Annotated in this window: 11 protein-coding genes; 7 read left to right on the forward strand and 4 right to left on the reverse strand. The window is 69.1% G+C overall.

Annotation, left to right across the window (positions count from 1 at the left end):
• Positions 1–15: 15 nt before the first annotated feature.
• On the reverse strand, positions 16–828 hold the full coding sequence (locus ACYVO6_RS33895; RefSeq protein WP_461067960.1) for a dioxygenase family protein: 813 nt from the start codon (positions 826–828) through the stop codon (positions 16–18).
• 108 nt (positions 829–936) lie between these two features.
• On the opposite strand from ACYVO6_RS33895, the gene ACYVO6_RS33900 reads away from it, so the two are divergent.
• Positions 937–1,440, forward strand: a complete 504-nt coding sequence (locus ACYVO6_RS33900; RefSeq protein WP_461067962.1) for a MarR family winged helix-turn-helix transcriptional regulator — start codon at positions 937–939, stop codon at positions 1,438–1,440.
• 158 nt (positions 1,441–1,598) lie between these two features.
• On the opposite strand, the gene ACYVO6_RS33905 is transcribed toward ACYVO6_RS33900, so the two are convergent.
• Together ACYVO6_RS33905 and ACYVO6_RS33910 are read right to left on the reverse strand one after the other, a co-directional pair.
• Positions 1,599–3,140 carry an MFS transporter gene (locus ACYVO6_RS33905; RefSeq protein WP_461067964.1) on the reverse strand — a complete coding sequence of 514 codons (1,542 nt, stop codon included), beginning with the start codon at positions 3,138–3,140 and terminating at the stop codon, positions 1,599–1,601.
• A 154-nt stretch (positions 3,141–3,294) separates the two neighbouring features.
• Positions 3,295–3,939: a TetR/AcrR family transcriptional regulator gene (locus ACYVO6_RS33910; protein WP_461067966.1), complete on the reverse strand. Its 645-nt coding sequence runs from the start codon at positions 3,937–3,939 to the stop codon at positions 3,295–3,297.
• A 270-nt stretch (positions 3,940–4,209) separates the two neighbouring features.
• On the opposite strand from ACYVO6_RS33910, the gene ACYVO6_RS33915 reads away from it, so the two are divergent.
• The 5 genes from ACYVO6_RS33915 (at position 4,210) to ACYVO6_RS33935 (ending at position 12,821) form a co-directional block, all read left to right on the forward strand.
• The gene (locus ACYVO6_RS33915) at positions 4,210–5,490 is read left to right on the forward strand and encodes a M6 family metalloprotease domain-containing protein (RefSeq protein WP_461067968.1); all 1,281 of its coding nucleotides are present in this window, start codon (positions 4,210–4,212) and stop codon (positions 5,488–5,490) included.
• A 104-nt stretch (positions 5,491–5,594) separates the two neighbouring features.
• Complete coding sequence (locus ACYVO6_RS33920; RefSeq protein WP_461067970.1) at positions 5,595–7,373, forward strand: IclR family transcriptional regulator domain-containing protein; 1,779 nt, start codon at positions 5,595–5,597, stop codon at positions 7,371–7,373.
• A 272-nt stretch (positions 7,374–7,645) separates the two neighbouring features.
• Positions 7,646–8,689, forward strand: a complete 1,044-nt coding sequence (locus ACYVO6_RS33925) for a LacI family DNA-binding transcriptional regulator (protein WP_461067972.1) — start codon at positions 7,646–7,648, stop codon at positions 8,687–8,689.
• 175 nt (positions 8,690–8,864) lie between these two features.
• The gene (locus ACYVO6_RS33930) at positions 8,865–9,158 is read left to right on the forward strand and encodes a glycoside hydrolase family 78 protein (RefSeq protein ID WP_461067974.1); all 294 of its coding nucleotides are present in this window, start codon (positions 8,865–8,867) and stop codon (positions 9,156–9,158) included.
• An 81-nt stretch (positions 9,159–9,239) separates the two neighbouring features.
• Positions 9,240–12,821: a family 78 glycoside hydrolase catalytic domain gene (locus ACYVO6_RS33935; RefSeq protein ID WP_461067976.1), complete on the forward strand. Its 3,582-nt coding sequence runs from the start codon at positions 9,240–9,242 to the stop codon at positions 12,819–12,821.
• A 203-nt stretch (positions 12,822–13,024) separates the two neighbouring features.
• Here the strand turns inward: ACYVO6_RS33935 and ACYVO6_RS33940 are convergent, their stop codons facing one another.
• On the reverse strand, positions 13,025–13,633 hold the full coding sequence (locus ACYVO6_RS33940) for a TetR/AcrR family transcriptional regulator (protein ID WP_461067978.1): 609 nt from the start codon (positions 13,631–13,633) through the stop codon (positions 13,025–13,027).
• Between the two features lie 252 nt (positions 13,634–13,885).
• Here ACYVO6_RS33940 and ACYVO6_RS33945 point away from each other — a divergent pair, with 252 nt between their 5' ends.
• Entirely contained in the window at positions 13,886–14,941 is a 1,056-nt protein-coding gene (locus ACYVO6_RS33945; protein ID WP_461067980.1) for an aldo/keto reductase, read from the forward strand.
• The last annotated feature ends 438 nt before the right edge of the window (positions 14,942–15,379 follow it).

Here is a 15,379-nt window from a genome sequence, read left to right on the forward strand (position 1 = left end):
TACGGGGAACAGCCCTCAGCCGAACTGCACCGACCGCTTGGCCATGCCTGCCCAGAAGCCCTCGATGACGGACTTCTGGTCCTTCAGTTCGCCCACCGCGTCCGCCGCGCCCATCGTCACGAAGAGCGGGGCGAAGTGTTCGGTGCGGGGGTGGGCGAGGCGGCCCGCCGGGGACTTGCGCTCGAAGTCGAGCAGTCCGTCGATGTCACCGGACTCCAGGGCCCTGCGCCCCCAGTCGTCGAACTCGCTCGACCAGGAGGGGACGCCGCCGCCCGTGTGCCGCAGGGCCGCGAGGTTGTGCGTGAAGAAGCCGGAGCCGACGATCAGGACGCCCTCGTCGCGCAGCGGTGCCAGCTTGCGGCCGATGTCCATCAGCCGGACCGGGTCGAGCGTGGGCATCGAGATCTGGAGTACGGGGATGTCGGCGGCCGGGAACATCTCGACGAGCGGGACGTACGCCCCGTGGTCGAGGCCCCGGTCGGGGATGTCCTGCGCCGGGATGCCGGGGGCGCGCAGCAACTTGCGTACGGACTCGGCGAGTTCGGGGGCGCCGGGAGCCTCGTAACGGACCCGGTAGTAGTGCTCGGGGAAGCCCCAGAAGTCGTAGACGAGCGGGACGGGCTCGACCGCGCCGAGGGCCAGCGGGGCCTCCTCCCAGTGGGCGGAGACCATGAGGATCGCCTTGGGGCGCGGCAGGCCGGCCGACCAGGCGGCCAGTTCGCCGGGCCAGATGGGGTCGTCGGCCAGCGGCGGGGCGCCGTGCGAGAGGTAGAGCGCGGGCATGCGCTCGGGGAGGGGAACGGCACGCTCCTCGGTGGCGGCGGACATGGCGGCGACTCCCCTCCGGGACCTAATACTTGAATCCTCAACTTATCTGAAGAGGACAATACCTCGCTTTCGTTTAAAATTCAAGGAGGGGTCGTCTACAGTAGATACATGGATACGGCACACGTTGAAGAGCCGCGCTGGCTCAGCGATGAGGAACAACGCGTCTGGCGTGCGTATGTGCATGCCACCGCCCTCCTTGAGGACCATCTCGACCGTCAGCTGCAGCGCGACGCAGGCATGCCGCACATCTATTACGTCCTGCTCGCATGCCTCAGCGAGGCACCGCACAGTCGACTGCGGATGACCGAACTCGCGATGAAGATGAAGATCACGCGTTCCCGGCTCTCCCATGCCGTCGCCCGGCTGGAGAAGAACGGCTGGGTACGGCGCGAGGACTGTCCCTCGGACAAGCGCGGACAGTTCGCGATCCTGACGGACCAGGGCTTCTCGGTCCTGCAGAAGGCCGCGCCCGGTCATGTCGGCGCCGTCCGCCAGGCCATCTTCAACCGGCTTTCCCCCGACCAGCAGAAGGCTCTGGGCGAGGCCATGCAGATCATCGCCGAGGGACTCGAGCCGAAGGACGCGGGGGCGGATTTGCCCTGGCTTCGTTGAAAGGGCCTCGCCCGTAAAAGGGCCTTGCCCGTTCCGGGCATGGATCTGCCCCGGCTCCACCGCTCATGGAGCCGGGGCAGATCCCGGATTCGTACGTACGAAGTCGTCCCCACCACTGCGTACGTACGAGGGTCAGTGGGTGACCCCGCGCCGTCCCGTCAGTGTGCGATCACCGGGACCGGCAGCTCGTCCTCGGCCTCGTCACCCGTTCCGGTGGCTGTCGCCGTCATGTCGGGCTTGCCGGTGTTGACGAGGGTGAAGGCGATCACCGCGGAGACCACCAGGATGCCGACGGCGAACCAGATCGCGCTGGTGTAGCCCTGCACCTGGCCCTGAAGCTGGACCAGCTGCGCCTGCGCGGTGGAGGTGGCGCCGCCGATGTGGTCCTCGATGTACGAGGTCGTCGCCGAGGCGGCGATCGTGTTCAGCAGAGCCGTACCGATCGCGCCGCCCACCTGCTGCGAGGTGTTGACCATCGCGGAGGCGACACCCGAGTCACGCGGCTCGACGCCCAGCGTGGCCAGGGACATGGCCGGCATGAACGCCGTACCCATACCGAGGCCCAGCAGCAGCATCGCCGGCAGCAGCAGGGCCGCGTACGACGAGTCGATCTCCATCCGGGTCAGCAGCAGCATGCCGAGAGCGGCGACCAGGAAGCCGGGAGCCATCAGCAGGCGCGGCGGGACCCGGGTCATCAGCCGGGTGCCGATCTGCGTGGAGCCCACGATCATGCCCACGATCATCGGGAGGAAGGCGAAGCCGGTCTCGACCGGGGAGTAGCCCTTCACGATCTGCAGGTAGTAGGTGAGGAAGAGGAACAGGCCGAACATCGAGATGATCGCGAGGCCGAGCGAGAGGTAGACGCCACCACGGTTGCGCTCGGTGACCACGCGCAGCGGCAGCAGCGGGGCCTTGACCTTGGACTCGACGAGCACGAAGGTCGCGAGCAGGACCACCGAGGCGACGAACATGCCGATCGTCAGCGAGTCGCTCCAGCCTTCGGACTCGGCGCGGGTGAAGCCGTAGACCAGCGCGACCAGGCCGAGGGTGGACAGCAGGACACCCGGGATGTCGAGCGGGTTGCGGTTGCGGCCGCCCTTGGGCTCACGGATGACGAAGTACGCACCGGCCGCGGCGACGATCGCGAACGGGATGTTGACGAAGAACGTCCAGCGCCAGTCCAGGTACTCGGTGAGGAAGCCGCCGAGGATCAGACCGACGGCGCCGCCGCCACCGGCGATCGCACCGTAGATGCCGAACGCCTTCGCACGCTCCTTGGCGTCCGTGAACATCACGGCGAGCAGGGACAGCGCGGCGGGCGCGAGCAGTGCGCCGAACACGCCCTGGAGGGCGCGGGCGCCGAACATCATCGCCTCGTTGGTGGCCGCGCCGCCGAGCGCGGAGGCCGCGGCGAACCCGATAAGGCCGACGACGAAGGCCTGCTTACGGCCCCACAGGTCGGCGATACGGCCGCCGAAGAGGAGGAGACCGCCGAACGCGAGGGCGTAGGCCGTGACGACCCACTGCCGGTTGCCGTCCGATATCCCCAGGTCCTGCTGGGCGGAGGGAAGGGCGATGTTCACGATGGTCGCGTCGAGCACGACCATCAGCTGGGCGAGCGCGATGAAGGTCAGCGCTTTCCAGCGGTTGGGATCGGCTGCCGGCGCCTTGGCGGCGGTGGCCTGGTCTGTTTCAGACATGGGGGTACCCACTCCGGGACTTCGTAGCGAAAAAAGAATGAGGTAAAGGGACGACCCGTCGGTGACGTCTTCGTCGGTGACGGCCGGAAGTTTTGTGCGCGTTGCGAGTGGTGACTGGCGCTGGGCGCCGAACTAATCGGTCATGACTGATCGGTCATGCTTGTCGCAGGTCCTCCAAGGTCACGGCCGTGCCGGGCAGTTCGGAGCGGGCCGGTGCCCGCAGACCGTCCAGGAACAGCTGCAGATGACGGTGTACGAAGGGGTCGAGGCTCAGGCATCCCGCGCCGGCGGGCGGCCGGGAGAGCTGGACCACGCTGATCATCAGGTCTCCGACGCCCACGTCGGCGCGGAGCTGCCCGGCCTCCTGGGCACGCTCCATGAGCTTCTCGACCAACTGCTCCATCCGCTCGCGCGCGGCGACCAGATCCGGGTGCTGCTTGTCGAAAGCGTTGGACATCATCGGGCAGAGCGCGCTGACCCGCTCGTCGGCAGAGGCGTGTACGAAGCGGGACAGCGCCTCGAAGGCGTCCCCGCTCGCTGCAAGCATCTGCTCGGCCTGCTCGGAGACCCGGTCCATGACCGAGCAGACGACCTCTCGCACCAGGGCGTCGCGGTCCGGGAAGTTGCGGTACACCGTGGCGTTGCCGACGCCGGCCCGGCGGGCGATCTCGTCGAGCGGCACATCGGCCCCGAACTCGACGAACATCTCGCGGGCGGCGGTGACGATCCGCTCCCGGTTGCGCAGGGCGTCGGCGCGCGGCCGGGGCGCCTTGTGCTGTACGGGGGCGACGGTGGTCACGGTGCACTCCTCGGGAGTTGCTGTGCGATCCGGGGACTTGCTCCCCGTTTCGCTCGGACACATGGCTAAACGGGGAAACGATCCCCGGTTATTTCCCACCCTTCCCCTTTCTTTCTGTGACCCGAGTCACATCACCCACCGCGCTTCTCCGGGCGGGCGGCCTCCCACGATCGGTCTCCTCCAGCGCGCGCCCGCGTATGCGGCGGCACAGGGTGATCGGACAGGGTGCAGCCAGAAATGGCCGGCTGCCTGGAGCGAAAGGCCCCCTGCATGCAGCCCACCAGCCGTCGGATACGCCCGCGCCGCCGCGGCGTTGCCCTCGCCTCGGTGACGCTGCTGACGCTGGTGGTCAGCACCTCGGCGGGGAGCGGACGGCTGCCGGCCGGTTCGGCGACGACGGCGGTACCGAAAGCGCCGGCACGCCCGGCGGCGCTCGGCCCCTGCATGATCAGCGGCTCGGTGGACGTACAGCTGTCGGAGGGCATCCCGACCCCGCCCGGCTACGCCCGCTCCACCGGCACCGTCCGGGCCCTGAACCTCATGATCGACTTCTCCGACGCGCCCGGCCGGGGCCGCGCGCTCGACCGCTACCGGGAGTTCTTCCCACAGACCACCCGCTGGTTCCGCACCAGTTCGTACGGCCGCCTCGACTACCGCCCCGCGGTCCCCGTCCGCGACTGGCTGCGGATGCCCAAGCCCTTCAAGGCGTACGGGCTGGAACGCGGCGCCCCCTTCGATCCCGCGTACCGGAAGCTGGTCGAGGACCTCGTGGCCGTGGCCGATCCGAAGGTGGACTTCAAGGCGTACGACCTCCTGAACGTCCTGGTCACCCCGAACGCGGGCCCCTCCGCCCTGGACACCGTCCTGTCGGTGACCTTCTCGGGCAACGCGGAGGCGCCGGTCGCCGACGGCACGCCCCTCGCCAACGCGTCCTTCATCTACAGCCGCCAGGACGACGGCTCCGGCTCGTACGCCAAGACCGGCTATCGCGTACTCCCCCACGAGAACGGCCATGTCTTCGGCCTGCCCGACCTCTACACCCAGGACGGGGGCGGCGCGGTCGGGCACTGGGACATCATGAGCGAGGACTGGGGAGCCAGTAATGATCTGCTGGGCTGGCACAAGTGGAAGCTCGGCTGGCTCGACAACGACCAGGTCGCCTGCGTGGCCGCGCCCGGCACCACCGAACACGTCCTGACCCCGCTGCCCGAACGCGGCGGCGCCAAGCTGGTCTTCGTGCCGATCGACGCGAAGAGGGGGTACGCGGTCGAGCTGCGCACGCCCGGGGGCAATGACGAGGAGGTCTGCAAGTCGGGCGTACTCGTCTACAAGGTGAACGCCAACGTCGACACCGGGCAGGGCCCCATCCACGTGGTCGACTCCACCAAGGACAGCGGAGGGTGCACGCGCAGCCCGAACGTGCATGCCGAGTTGTCGGACGCGACGTTCGGGCCGGGGCAGCAGTTCAAGGACGTGAAGGCGGGGATCCGGATTCGGGTCGGGGAGACGGAGGCGGCCGGGAAGCAGCGGGTGTACGTCACGCGCCGGTGACGGGTGTACGCCGTGCGCCGGGGAGGTGGTGCGGCTCCGGCTGGGATGGGTGGTGGGCGGTGGTTACGGTGTCCCGGACACCGTCACGGAGAACCCGAGAGCCCATGCCATCGACAGACCTCACGCCGGCGCCCGGCAGCCCCGACGCCGCCGAGCCCGTGCCCGCGGAAGCCGTCGCCCCGCTGATGCGCGGGATCGCCGTGTTGCGCCGGCTCACCGAGGCGGGCGGGACGTCGAGTCTCAGTGGCCTGGAGCGGTCCACAGGCCTTGCCAGATCCACCGTCGACCGGATCGCGGCGACGCTGGAGCGCATGGGGTACGTACGCCTCGACGGGCGGGACGCCGTACTCGCACCGCGGCTGATGGAGCTGGGCAACGCGTATCTGGCCGCGCTGCGGCTGCCCCGGATGCTGGACGCGCGGGCCGACGCGCTGGCGGACGAGCTGGACGAGTCGGTGTCGCTGGCGGTCGCCGACCGGGACGGGATCCGCTTCATCCACCAGGCGACCCGGCGGCGCGCGATGTCGCTGAGCTTCCGGATCGGCGATCTGCTGCCGGCCGAACGCACCGCGCCGGGGCCGCTGTTCGCCACGGAGTGGACTGACGAGGACTGGGCGCGGTGGCGCGAGCGGCGGGCGGCGGATCCCGAGGACCGGGGTTTTCCGGCGCTGCCGCCGCGTGCTGTGTCTTCCCGGGGAGCGACCCCCGGACCCCCGGCAGGACAAGCGGGCCGGGCGGCTGGGCCGGAGAGGCCTCACGAGGTGAACGCCAGTGAACACCCCCTGTGGGATGAGGACTTCGAGCGGCGGGTGACCGAGGCACGTACGCGGGGTTGGGCCCTCGACGACCAGTTGATCGAGCCGGGTCTGGTCGCCCTCTCCATGCCCGTGCGCGGTCAGGGCGGTGGCCGTATCGCGTGTGTGGTGAGCGTGGTGAGTCACACCAGCCGGCACACCGCGGACTCGCTGCGAGCGACGTTGCTGCCTCGGCTGCGGGAGACGGTGCAGGCCATGGAGCGGGATCTGCGGGAGGCACCGGCCGTTCCTCCCGCCGTTTCTCCAGACGCTCCGTCGGGCCTCGCGGTCTGGACGGGGGCGTCGAAGCAGGAGCTGGGCCGGGAGTTCGTCGAGTCGCTGGCGCGTGGGCTGACCGTGCTGACGTCGTTCGGCGAGGGACGGGCCGAGCTGACGCTCACGGAGGTCGCGCGGGCCACGGGGCTCGCGCGCGCGACGGCTCGCCGGGCGCTGATCACCCTGGAGCACCTGGGGTACGTCACCTCGCACGGGCGGACCTTCGCGCTGACGCCCCGTGTCCTGGGCCTCGGCTTTCCGCCGCTGTCCCGCACGACGCTCCCGCAGATCGCGGCACCGCACCTGGCCGAACTGGCGGGCCGGCTCCACGACTCGGCGTCCCTGGCGGTCCTGGCGGGCGACGAGATCCAGTACACGGCGCGCGTCGCCACCAGCCGCATCATGAGCGTCAACATCACGATCGGCACGCGTCTGCCCGCGTACGCCACGTCCCTGGGCCGCGTCATGCTCGCGGACCTGGCCCCCGCCGAACGCCCCACGCCCACCGTGCCCGCCCTGACCCCGCGCACGATCACAGACCCCTCCTCGCTGACGGCCGTCCTGGACCGCGTACGAGAGGACGGCTACGCCCTGGTCGACGAGGAGCTGGAGGAGGGCCTGCGCTCCATCGCGGTCCCGGTCCGTGACCGCACGGGCAAGGTGGTGGCGGCAGTGAACGTCGCCATGCACAGCTCACGACGCACTCCGGAGCAGTGCGTCGAGGAGGTGCTGCCTCAGCTGCGTACGACGGTGGAAGCGATCGAGGGGGACCTGCGGGTGGCGGGGCGGTTCACTCGCGTACCGGCGTCTTGAACCGGGCTGGTCGGCGGTGACGCCTGAGGGGCCGAACCGCAGCTTTCGCACCGCGCTTCCGTCAGCCCCCGATCTGACACCCTGGGCGGCCCGGCTCTGTCGCAGCCGCCCATCGGCGTGCCCTGTCATGCGATCCCTTTCGTGTAACGTTCCACGAAGAGATACCCAAAGGTTGAAGCGAACAGGCCGGAGCCGTCAAGTCATCCGCGAGTAACGTTCCGGAAACGCCATAACGGGCAGAGCGGTGCATGACAACGGAGGTGGGCGCACCAGTGCAACCGGCAGGCGGCTCGAAGCGGGTCACCATCACCGACGTCGCACGCAGCGCGGGCGTGTCCACCTCCGCGGTGTCGAAGGTGCTGCGCAACGCCTACGGGGTGAGCACCGGGATGCGGGAGCGGGTGCAGACGGCCATGGCCGAGCTGGGCTACCGCCCGCACGCCGCCGCCCGCGGCATGAGAGGCCGCACCTACACGATCGGCGTGCTACTGGCGAGCATCCGCAACGCCTTCTACGCCGACCTCCTGGACGGTGTGAACGCGGCTCTACGGAGCACCGAGTACGCGCTCTTCATCGGTTCCAGCAGCTCCTCCGAGATGGAGGAGCAGACCAAGCTCATCCACGCCATGGTGGACCGGCAGATGGACGGCCTGATCCTCATCGCACCCGCGGTTCCCCGCACGGAGGTGGTGCGCATCGCGGCCGAGGTGCCGACGGTGGTGATCGGCCACCACGACCCCTCCCCGGCGTACGACTGCGTGGTCAATCAGGACGGGGCCGGCGTCGACCTGGTCGTGGACCACCTGGTCGGCCTCGGACACCGGGACATCGCTCACATCTCGCATCCGACGGTGCGCGGCAGCCAGTGGGAGCAGCGGCCGGAGCACCACGTCCGGGCCGCCTACCGCGAGGCGATGGCCCGGCACGGTCTGGCGGACCTTGGCCGGGTGGTGAACTCCGGCTATTCGGACGAGGGCGGCTACCGCGGCGCCATGGAACTGCTCACCTCCGCCCGCCCGCCCACCGCGATCTTCGCCGGTGCGGACGTCGCCGCGACCGGCGTCTTCCGGGCCGCCGCCGAGCTCGGCCTGCGCATCCCCGGCGACCTCTCGCTCGCCGGATACAACAACACGTCCATCGCCGCCCTCACGCCCGTGAGCCTGACGAGCGTCGACCAGGCGGGCGCCATGATGGGCGAGACCGCGGCCCGGCTACTGCTCGAGCGCATCGAGAAGCGGCGTGACCGCGCTGTTGTTATGGCCTCGACACCGCGCCTGGTGACACGGGGCAGCACCGCACCGCCGTCCGGCGCCTGATCAGTCGACGTCCTCGCCGCTCGCGGGGACCTACGCCGAGCGGGCTTCGGACCCCCGCCGGGGCCCGGGGGGAAATTCCTGAGTCTCTCCTCTTGACGTGCCGGTCATCTCCACCTCAGGGTTGAGTCGTTTCAAATGTAGAACGTTGTACACAATCCAGGGAGCGAGGATCGGCATGAGCCTTGAGCGTCCGGAACCCGACACCACGGTGGTCTCCGTCCGGTTCGAGCACCGGGAGAACGCGCTCGGCGTCGGCACCCCGGACCCCCGCCTGTCCTGGCAGGTCCGCACCGACGACCCCGCCTGGCGGCAGACGGCGTACGACGTACAACCGGCCCGCCGGCTGGCGCCATTCCTGGACCTGCCCGCCCGCCGACTGCCTGCACTGCTGAACAAGGTGCTCTTCGAAGACGGCGGCGTCGACGCTGCCGCCGAGCTCGAGGCCCTGCTGAGCGGCACGGCGGACTGACGTCCACAACGCACTTTGCGCCCAGCGGCGATTCAGCCACGAACATCCCTGATATGAAACGATTCAATCCCTGGAGATGCCATGCTCCGTAAACGCTCGCTGTTGCTCGTACTCCTAAGAGGTCTTGTCGTGTTTGCCGTGGTCGGGGGCGCGGCGATGCTGCCGGCATCCGTGTCCCCCGCGGCGTCGGTGTCGGACGCGCCGTTCACCGTGAAGGGTCTGACCGCCAATGGCCGGGTGAATCCGTTGGGCATCGGTGGTGAGGACCCGGTTTTCGGCTGGCAGTTGGCGTCGGCCCGGCGGGCGACATCGCAGAAGGCCTACGAGATCCAGGTCGGACGCACTCCAAGGTCTGCCGATGTGTGGTCGTCCGGAAAGGTGGCGTCCGACCGCCAGGCCGGCGTGCGGTACGAGGGCCCTGACCTGGAGGCGGACACACGCTACTCCTGGCGCGTTCGGGCCTGGGACGACAAGGGAGTCGCGAGTCCGTGGAGCGCGACCGCGCACTTCGAGACAGGTCTGCTGGACTCCGGCGACTGGGACGGCGCCCAGTGGATCGCTCGTCCTGCGGCTGCGACTGAGCTGGACAAGTGGACCGACTACACCACCACGGTCGAGTTCGAGCTCGACAGCTCTGCCTTCGGCATGTTCCTGCGCGCCCCGGATGTGAGCAACGGGTACATGTGGCAGTTCAGCGTCACGGGCTCCACCCCGATGCTGAGACTCCACAAGCAGGTCAAGGGCACCTACTCCGTGGTGCAGCAGGTGGATCTCGCGCCCCACGGCTTCACCAACGCCGGTCTCCTCGCCGGCCGGCACAGCGTCCGCTACGACGTGGCGGGCACCACCATCAAGACGACCCTCGACGGCAAGCTGGTCAGCACCTTCACGGACTCCACGTTCACCAAGGGCTACATCGGCTTCCGCACCCACGCGTGCTGCAACGAACGGGGAACCATCCACGACGCCGTCGTGACCAGCGCCGACGGCAGCACGCTGCTCGACACCGACTTCGCGTCCGGGAAGAACCCGTTCACCGGCGGTGAGATCGCCGACTCCGCCCTCGTCGTGTCCGGCACCACGGACGCCCTCTACCAGCCCACGGCCCGGCCGCAGCCGCTGCTGCGCAAGGACTTCGCGACCAGGACCGGCAAGAAGGTCGCCTCCGCGCGGGTCTACGCATCGGCACTCGGCCTCTACGAGCTGGAGCTCAACGGCAAGCCGGTCGGCGACCAGGTGCTCGCCCCGGGCTGGACGAACTACCACAAGCGCATCCAGTCCCAGACGTACGACGTGACGAAGCTGCTGGACAGCGGCGACAACGTGATCGGCGCTTCCCTGGCGGACGGCTGGTGGGCCGGCAAGGTCGGACTCGGCTGGAGCCGCCAGTACGGGGACACCCCCGCTCTCGTGGCGAAGATGCGCATCACCTACACCGACGGCTCCATCCAGTGGATCGCCACGGACGGTTCGTGGAAGGCGGGCGACGGCCCCTACGTCAAGGCCGACCTTCAGGACGGCGAGACCTACGACGCCCGTCTGGAGCCGACGGGCTGGAGCCGGGCCGGGTTCGACGACGCGACGTGGGAGCCCGCCGCGAGCCTGGAGTCCCGCACCGCCCTGCTGGTCCCGCAGAGCGACGAGCCGGTGCGCCGGACCCAGGTGCTCCAGGCCAACAAGATGACCGAGCCCACCCCCGGAACGTACGTCTACGACCTCGGCCAGAACATGGTCGGCGCGTCACGCCTGACCCTCACCGGCTCCGCGGACCAGGCGGTCAAGATCCGCTACGCGGAGGTACTCAACAAGAACGGCACCCTCTACACCGACAACTTCCGCAGCGCCAAGGTCACCGACCGCTACACCTTCGCCGAGACCGGAACGGTGACCTACGAACCCACCTTCACCCAGCACGGGTTCCGCTACATCGAGATCACCGGGGTGAACGAGCCTCCCGCGCTCTCCGGCGTCAAGGGCGTCGTATGGGGATCCGACCTCCCGTCCACCGGCACGCTGAAGACCTCGGACAGCATGCTCAACCAGCTGGTGAGCAACATCTCCTGGAGCCAGCGCGGCAACTTCCTCTCCATCCCCACCGACACCCCCGCCCGCGACGAGCGCCTCGGGTGGACGGGAGACATCAGCCTGTTCGCGCCGACCGCCAACTACCTGGTCGACACCCGCGCGTTCCTGTCCCACTGGATGGCGGACGTCCGCAACTCCCAGTACGCCAACGGTGACCTGCCGGCGGTCGTACCGACCCCTCAGGGCCAGTTCGGCGACAGCGGTGTCGGCTGGTCGGACGTGATGATCACCGTGCCGTACTCCGTGTGGCGCTCCTACGACGACACCCGCATCCTGCGGGAGAACTACCCCGCCATGCAGAAGTTCTTCCAGTTCGTGCGCAACAGCGCCGGGCCGGACCTTCTCGAGCCCGGCCGCACCACGTTCTTCACCAACGACTGGCTCCACCTGGACGACCCGACCGAGCAGGGCATCCTGGGCACCGCCTACTACGCCGAGAACGCCCGCATGATGGCCGAGGTGGCCAAGGCCCTGGGCGATGACGCGGCGGCATCCGACTACAGCAAGCTCTCCGCCGACATCCGCGACGCCTTCACCAAGGCCTACGTCGCAGCCGACGGCACCGTCAAGCGCAACTCACAGACCGGATACGCGCTGGCCCTCGGCATGGACCTGATCTCGGATCCGGCACTGGTCGAGAAGGCCGGCGAGAAGTTCGTCGCCAAACTGGCGCTCACCGACCACCACCTGCGGACCGGCTTCATCGGCACACCGCTGCTGCTGCCCGCGTTGAGCAAGATCGGCCGGGACGACCTCGCCTACAAGATGCTGCTGCACAAGGACTACCCGTCCTGGGGCTACGAAGTCGTCAACGGTGCCACCACCATGTGGGAGCGCTGGAACTCGATCATGCCTGACGGCAGTTTCGGCCCGGTCGACATGAACTCCTTCAACCACTACGCCTACGGCGCCGTGGGCGACTGGATGTTCCAGAACATCGGCGGCCTCTCGGCGATCGACCCCGGCTACAAGCGCTCCCGGATCGCGCCGATGCCCGGCGGAAACCTGACGGAGGGCTCCGGAAGCCTCAAGACCGTCTACGGGCTTCTGTCGTCGCGGTGGAGCATCCACGACGGCGAGTTCGACCTGAAGGTGACGGTGCCGGTCAACACCGTCGCGGAGGTGCACGTGCCGGCGAAGACCCGTTGGGCGGTCACCGAGGGTGGCCGACCGGCCGCCGCCGCCAAGGGAGTCCGGTTCCTCCGCATGGAGGACGGGGCAGCCGTGTTCGAGGTCGGGTCGGGGTCCTACAGCTTCGGCGTCGACACCGCCCTCGGCGGCCTCGGCGAGGCCAAGGATGCCGCCGGAGAACTGCGGGACCTGGTGGCGGATCTGGACGCTCCGGGCGCGCCGACCGCACGCGAGAAGGCCCGGCAGGTCCAGACCTCCGTCGAGGCCGCCTGGACCACCTACGTGGCCGGTGGTGCGCAGAGCACCGACGAACACGCGGACCGGGCCCGGACACGGCTGAGCGACATCGGCAGCTGGACTGCCCTACAGGTGGACAAGGGAACGCTTCCAGCCTCCCAGGGCGTAGCCATGCAAGCGCTCATCGACCGCATCGAAAAGGGCCTGTGACCCCGACACGCCGAATTCTCCGGCACCTGGGACACCTACGCCCCCCGCCACTCGCTGTGGAGGGGGTCGCGATCACCGTTTCCAGCACCGCATTCCCCCCATGCCGACGCACCGACGGCGGCATGGGGGAGCATGCCGGTCTGCGACGCCCGGTCGTCTTCGCAACTATGGTGACGACTCCGCAAGGGAGGTTACTGACCTCATCACGGAGACGCCGGGCCGACGCCGGCGAGGGCGGCATCGACCAACGACTCTGCGATGGATCGCGCGCACGCGGCGGTGTGGCTGCTGTTGAGTGCGGTACCGCGTGCGGCCGCGCCGTCGAAGAGCAGTGCCAGCTGCTCACCGAGGGTTTCCGGATCGGCGACGCCGGCCTGCCGTGCGATGGCCGTGAGGCGGCGGGCGAACTCCCTCTTGTACGCCGCGGCCAGCTGGTGGGCGGAATGCCCGGGGTCTGGTACTTCGACGCTGACGTTCAGGAGCGGGCATCCCCGGAACGGAGCGGTGGTTTCCGGCCGCTTCCAGTCGAAGACGGCCAACAACTGCTCACGCGGGCTCGGTGTCGGTTGGGCGGGCGACGGGGGGACGGGGAGGAGAGCGTCCACCAGGGACTGCAGGTATGCCCCGACGAGTTCGTCCTTGCTCGGGAAGTGCGTGTAGAGGGTGCGTTTCGATACTTCGGCGACGGTCGACAGCTGGTCCATCCCGGTCGCGTTGATCCCCTGCGCCGTGAACAGCTGGGTCGCCGCTTTGAGGATCCGTTCCCGGGCGCCACGCCCACGACGCCGACGTACGGGGTGAGATTCGGTCACATCCTTAAGGATACGGATCGTTTTACATAGGCCGATGGGCCAGCTACGGTGAAGGCTTAAGTAGACCGATCGTCTTACTTAGCCATGCCCCCGCATCTCGCTGTACGCGGATGGGTGGTTCGCCGGCGCCGCACCCGTCAGGGCGCACTCGGCGCCCCCTTCACGCCCCGGCCGAGCCAACGTCCGGACCGGCGCCTGACACGCCACCGCCCGCCCCGACCATCGATGCGAAATCAGCACCAAGGAGACCTGATGCGTTACACGACCTTCGGACGACGGACAGGACTGCGCGTTTCCGAATACGCACTCGGCACGGGGAACTTCGGCACCCGTTGGGGTACCGGTGCCGAGCCGGACGAGGCGCGCCGGATGTTCGACAGGTTCGCCGAAGCCGGCGGAACGTTTCTCGACACCGCGGACACCTACCAGTTCGGCGAGTCCGAAGAACTGGTGGGCAAGTTCGTCGCCGCCGACCGGGACCACTTCGTCCTGGCCACCAAGTTCACCTACGGGGCCAGCCCGCAGCCCAGCATCTCCAGGACGGGCAACAGCCGCAAGAACATGATCGCTTCACTGGAGGCGAGCCTGAAGCGCCTCGGCACCGACTACATCGACCTGTACTGGGTCCACGTCCCCGACGACCTCACCCCCATAGAGGAGATCCTGCGCGGACTGGACGACCTGGTCAGCTCCGGCAAGATCCTCCACGCCGCCCTGTCCAACTTCCCCGCATGGCGCGTCTCCCGCGCCGCCACCCTCGCGGACCTGAAGAACTGGGCACCGGTCACGGGCATCCAGATCGAGTACAGCCTCGTCGAGAGGACCCCCGACCGCGAACTGCTGCCGATGGCCGAGAGCCTGGGACTCGGCGCCGCCCTGTGGTCCCCGCTCGGCGGCGGACTGCTCACCGGCAAGTACCGCCGCAGCACCGAGGGACGGCTGAGCGATCTCAAGACGCTCATCCACACCGAGAGCACCGACCAGAAGACCGCCATCGTCGACACCGTCCTGGCCATCGCCGAGGAGACCGGCGCGACACCCGCCCAGGTGTCGGTGGCATGGCTGCGTGAGCGTGCCGCCCAGGCGTCCACCTCGTTCATCCCGATCATCGGTCCGCGCAACCTCACCCAGCTCGACGACTACCTGGGCGCCCTGGACGTCCAGCTCGCCCCGAAGCAGTTCGCGCGCCTGTCGGACGTCAGCGCAATCCCCCTCGGAGTGCCCCACGAGGCGACCGCCGGCGTCCGAGACGCCGTCCAGGGCGGTGACGCCTCCCTCGTCACCCAGCCCGCAGTGCCCGCGGCCTGAGCTGCGGATCCTGCCGCCGGCGGCCCCATGCCGTCGACGCCACCTTCCGTCCCGCATCGTGCGCACAATTTGGGGCGGTGCCGTTCGCCTGGCCGCAGCACGTCCCGCCAGGTGTCACAGCCCTCATCGGGTCGATCGATTTCCTCGAGGAGCCGATGGTGCGTTGGCGTGTAGCCACCTCGCCCACCGGTTCGGCGGTCCGCCGCCGAACTGGTCACTGGCACCGTGAGGCGTCCCGCGAAAGCCCCCGGCCGGCGCATGGCGTCGGTGACCGGCACCGGCCTATTGGATCAGGGCCCCTTGGCAGCTCGAGGTCGCGAAACCGATCCGAGCACCAACGGGCCCTGTTGCCGCTGCGCCGAGCGCCCTGCTACATGTTGATCATGTGGCCGGCGAGGCCGTGGACCGCCTCCTTGACCGCCTCGCCGAGCGTCGGGT

This window comes from Streptomyces pseudoechinosporeus, from assembly GCF_054783935.1.

Excerpts from the sequence above, each read along its gene's own strand:
- ACYVO6_RS33945 (WP_461067980.1), top strand. The coding sequence starts at position 13,886 with ATGCGTTACACGACCTTCGGACGACGGACAGGACTGCGCGTTTCCGAA.
- ACYVO6_RS33915 (WP_461067968.1), top strand. The coding sequence starts at position 4,210 with ATGCAGCCCACCAGCCGTCGGATACGCCCGCGCCGCCGCGGCGTTGCC.
- ACYVO6_RS33900 (WP_461067962.1), top strand. The coding sequence starts at position 937 with ATGGATACGGCACACGTTGAAGAGCCGCGCTGGCTCAGCGATGAGGAA.
- ACYVO6_RS33905 (WP_461067964.1), bottom strand. The coding sequence starts at position 3,140 with ATGTCTGAAACAGACCAGGCCACCGCCGCCAAGGCGCCGGCAGCCGAT.
- ACYVO6_RS33920 (WP_461067970.1), top strand. The coding sequence starts at position 5,595 with ATGCCATCGACAGACCTCACGCCGGCGCCCGGCAGCCCCGACGCCGCC.
- ACYVO6_RS33930 (WP_461067974.1), top strand. The coding sequence starts at position 8,865 with ATGAGCCTTGAGCGTCCGGAACCCGACACCACGGTGGTCTCCGTCCGG.
- ACYVO6_RS33895 (WP_461067960.1), bottom strand. The coding sequence starts at position 828 with ATGTCCGCCGCCACCGAGGAGCGTGCCGTTCCCCTCCCCGAGCGCATG.
- ACYVO6_RS33935 (WP_461067976.1), top strand. The coding sequence starts at position 9,240 with ATGCTCCGTAAACGCTCGCTGTTGCTCGTACTCCTAAGAGGTCTTGTC.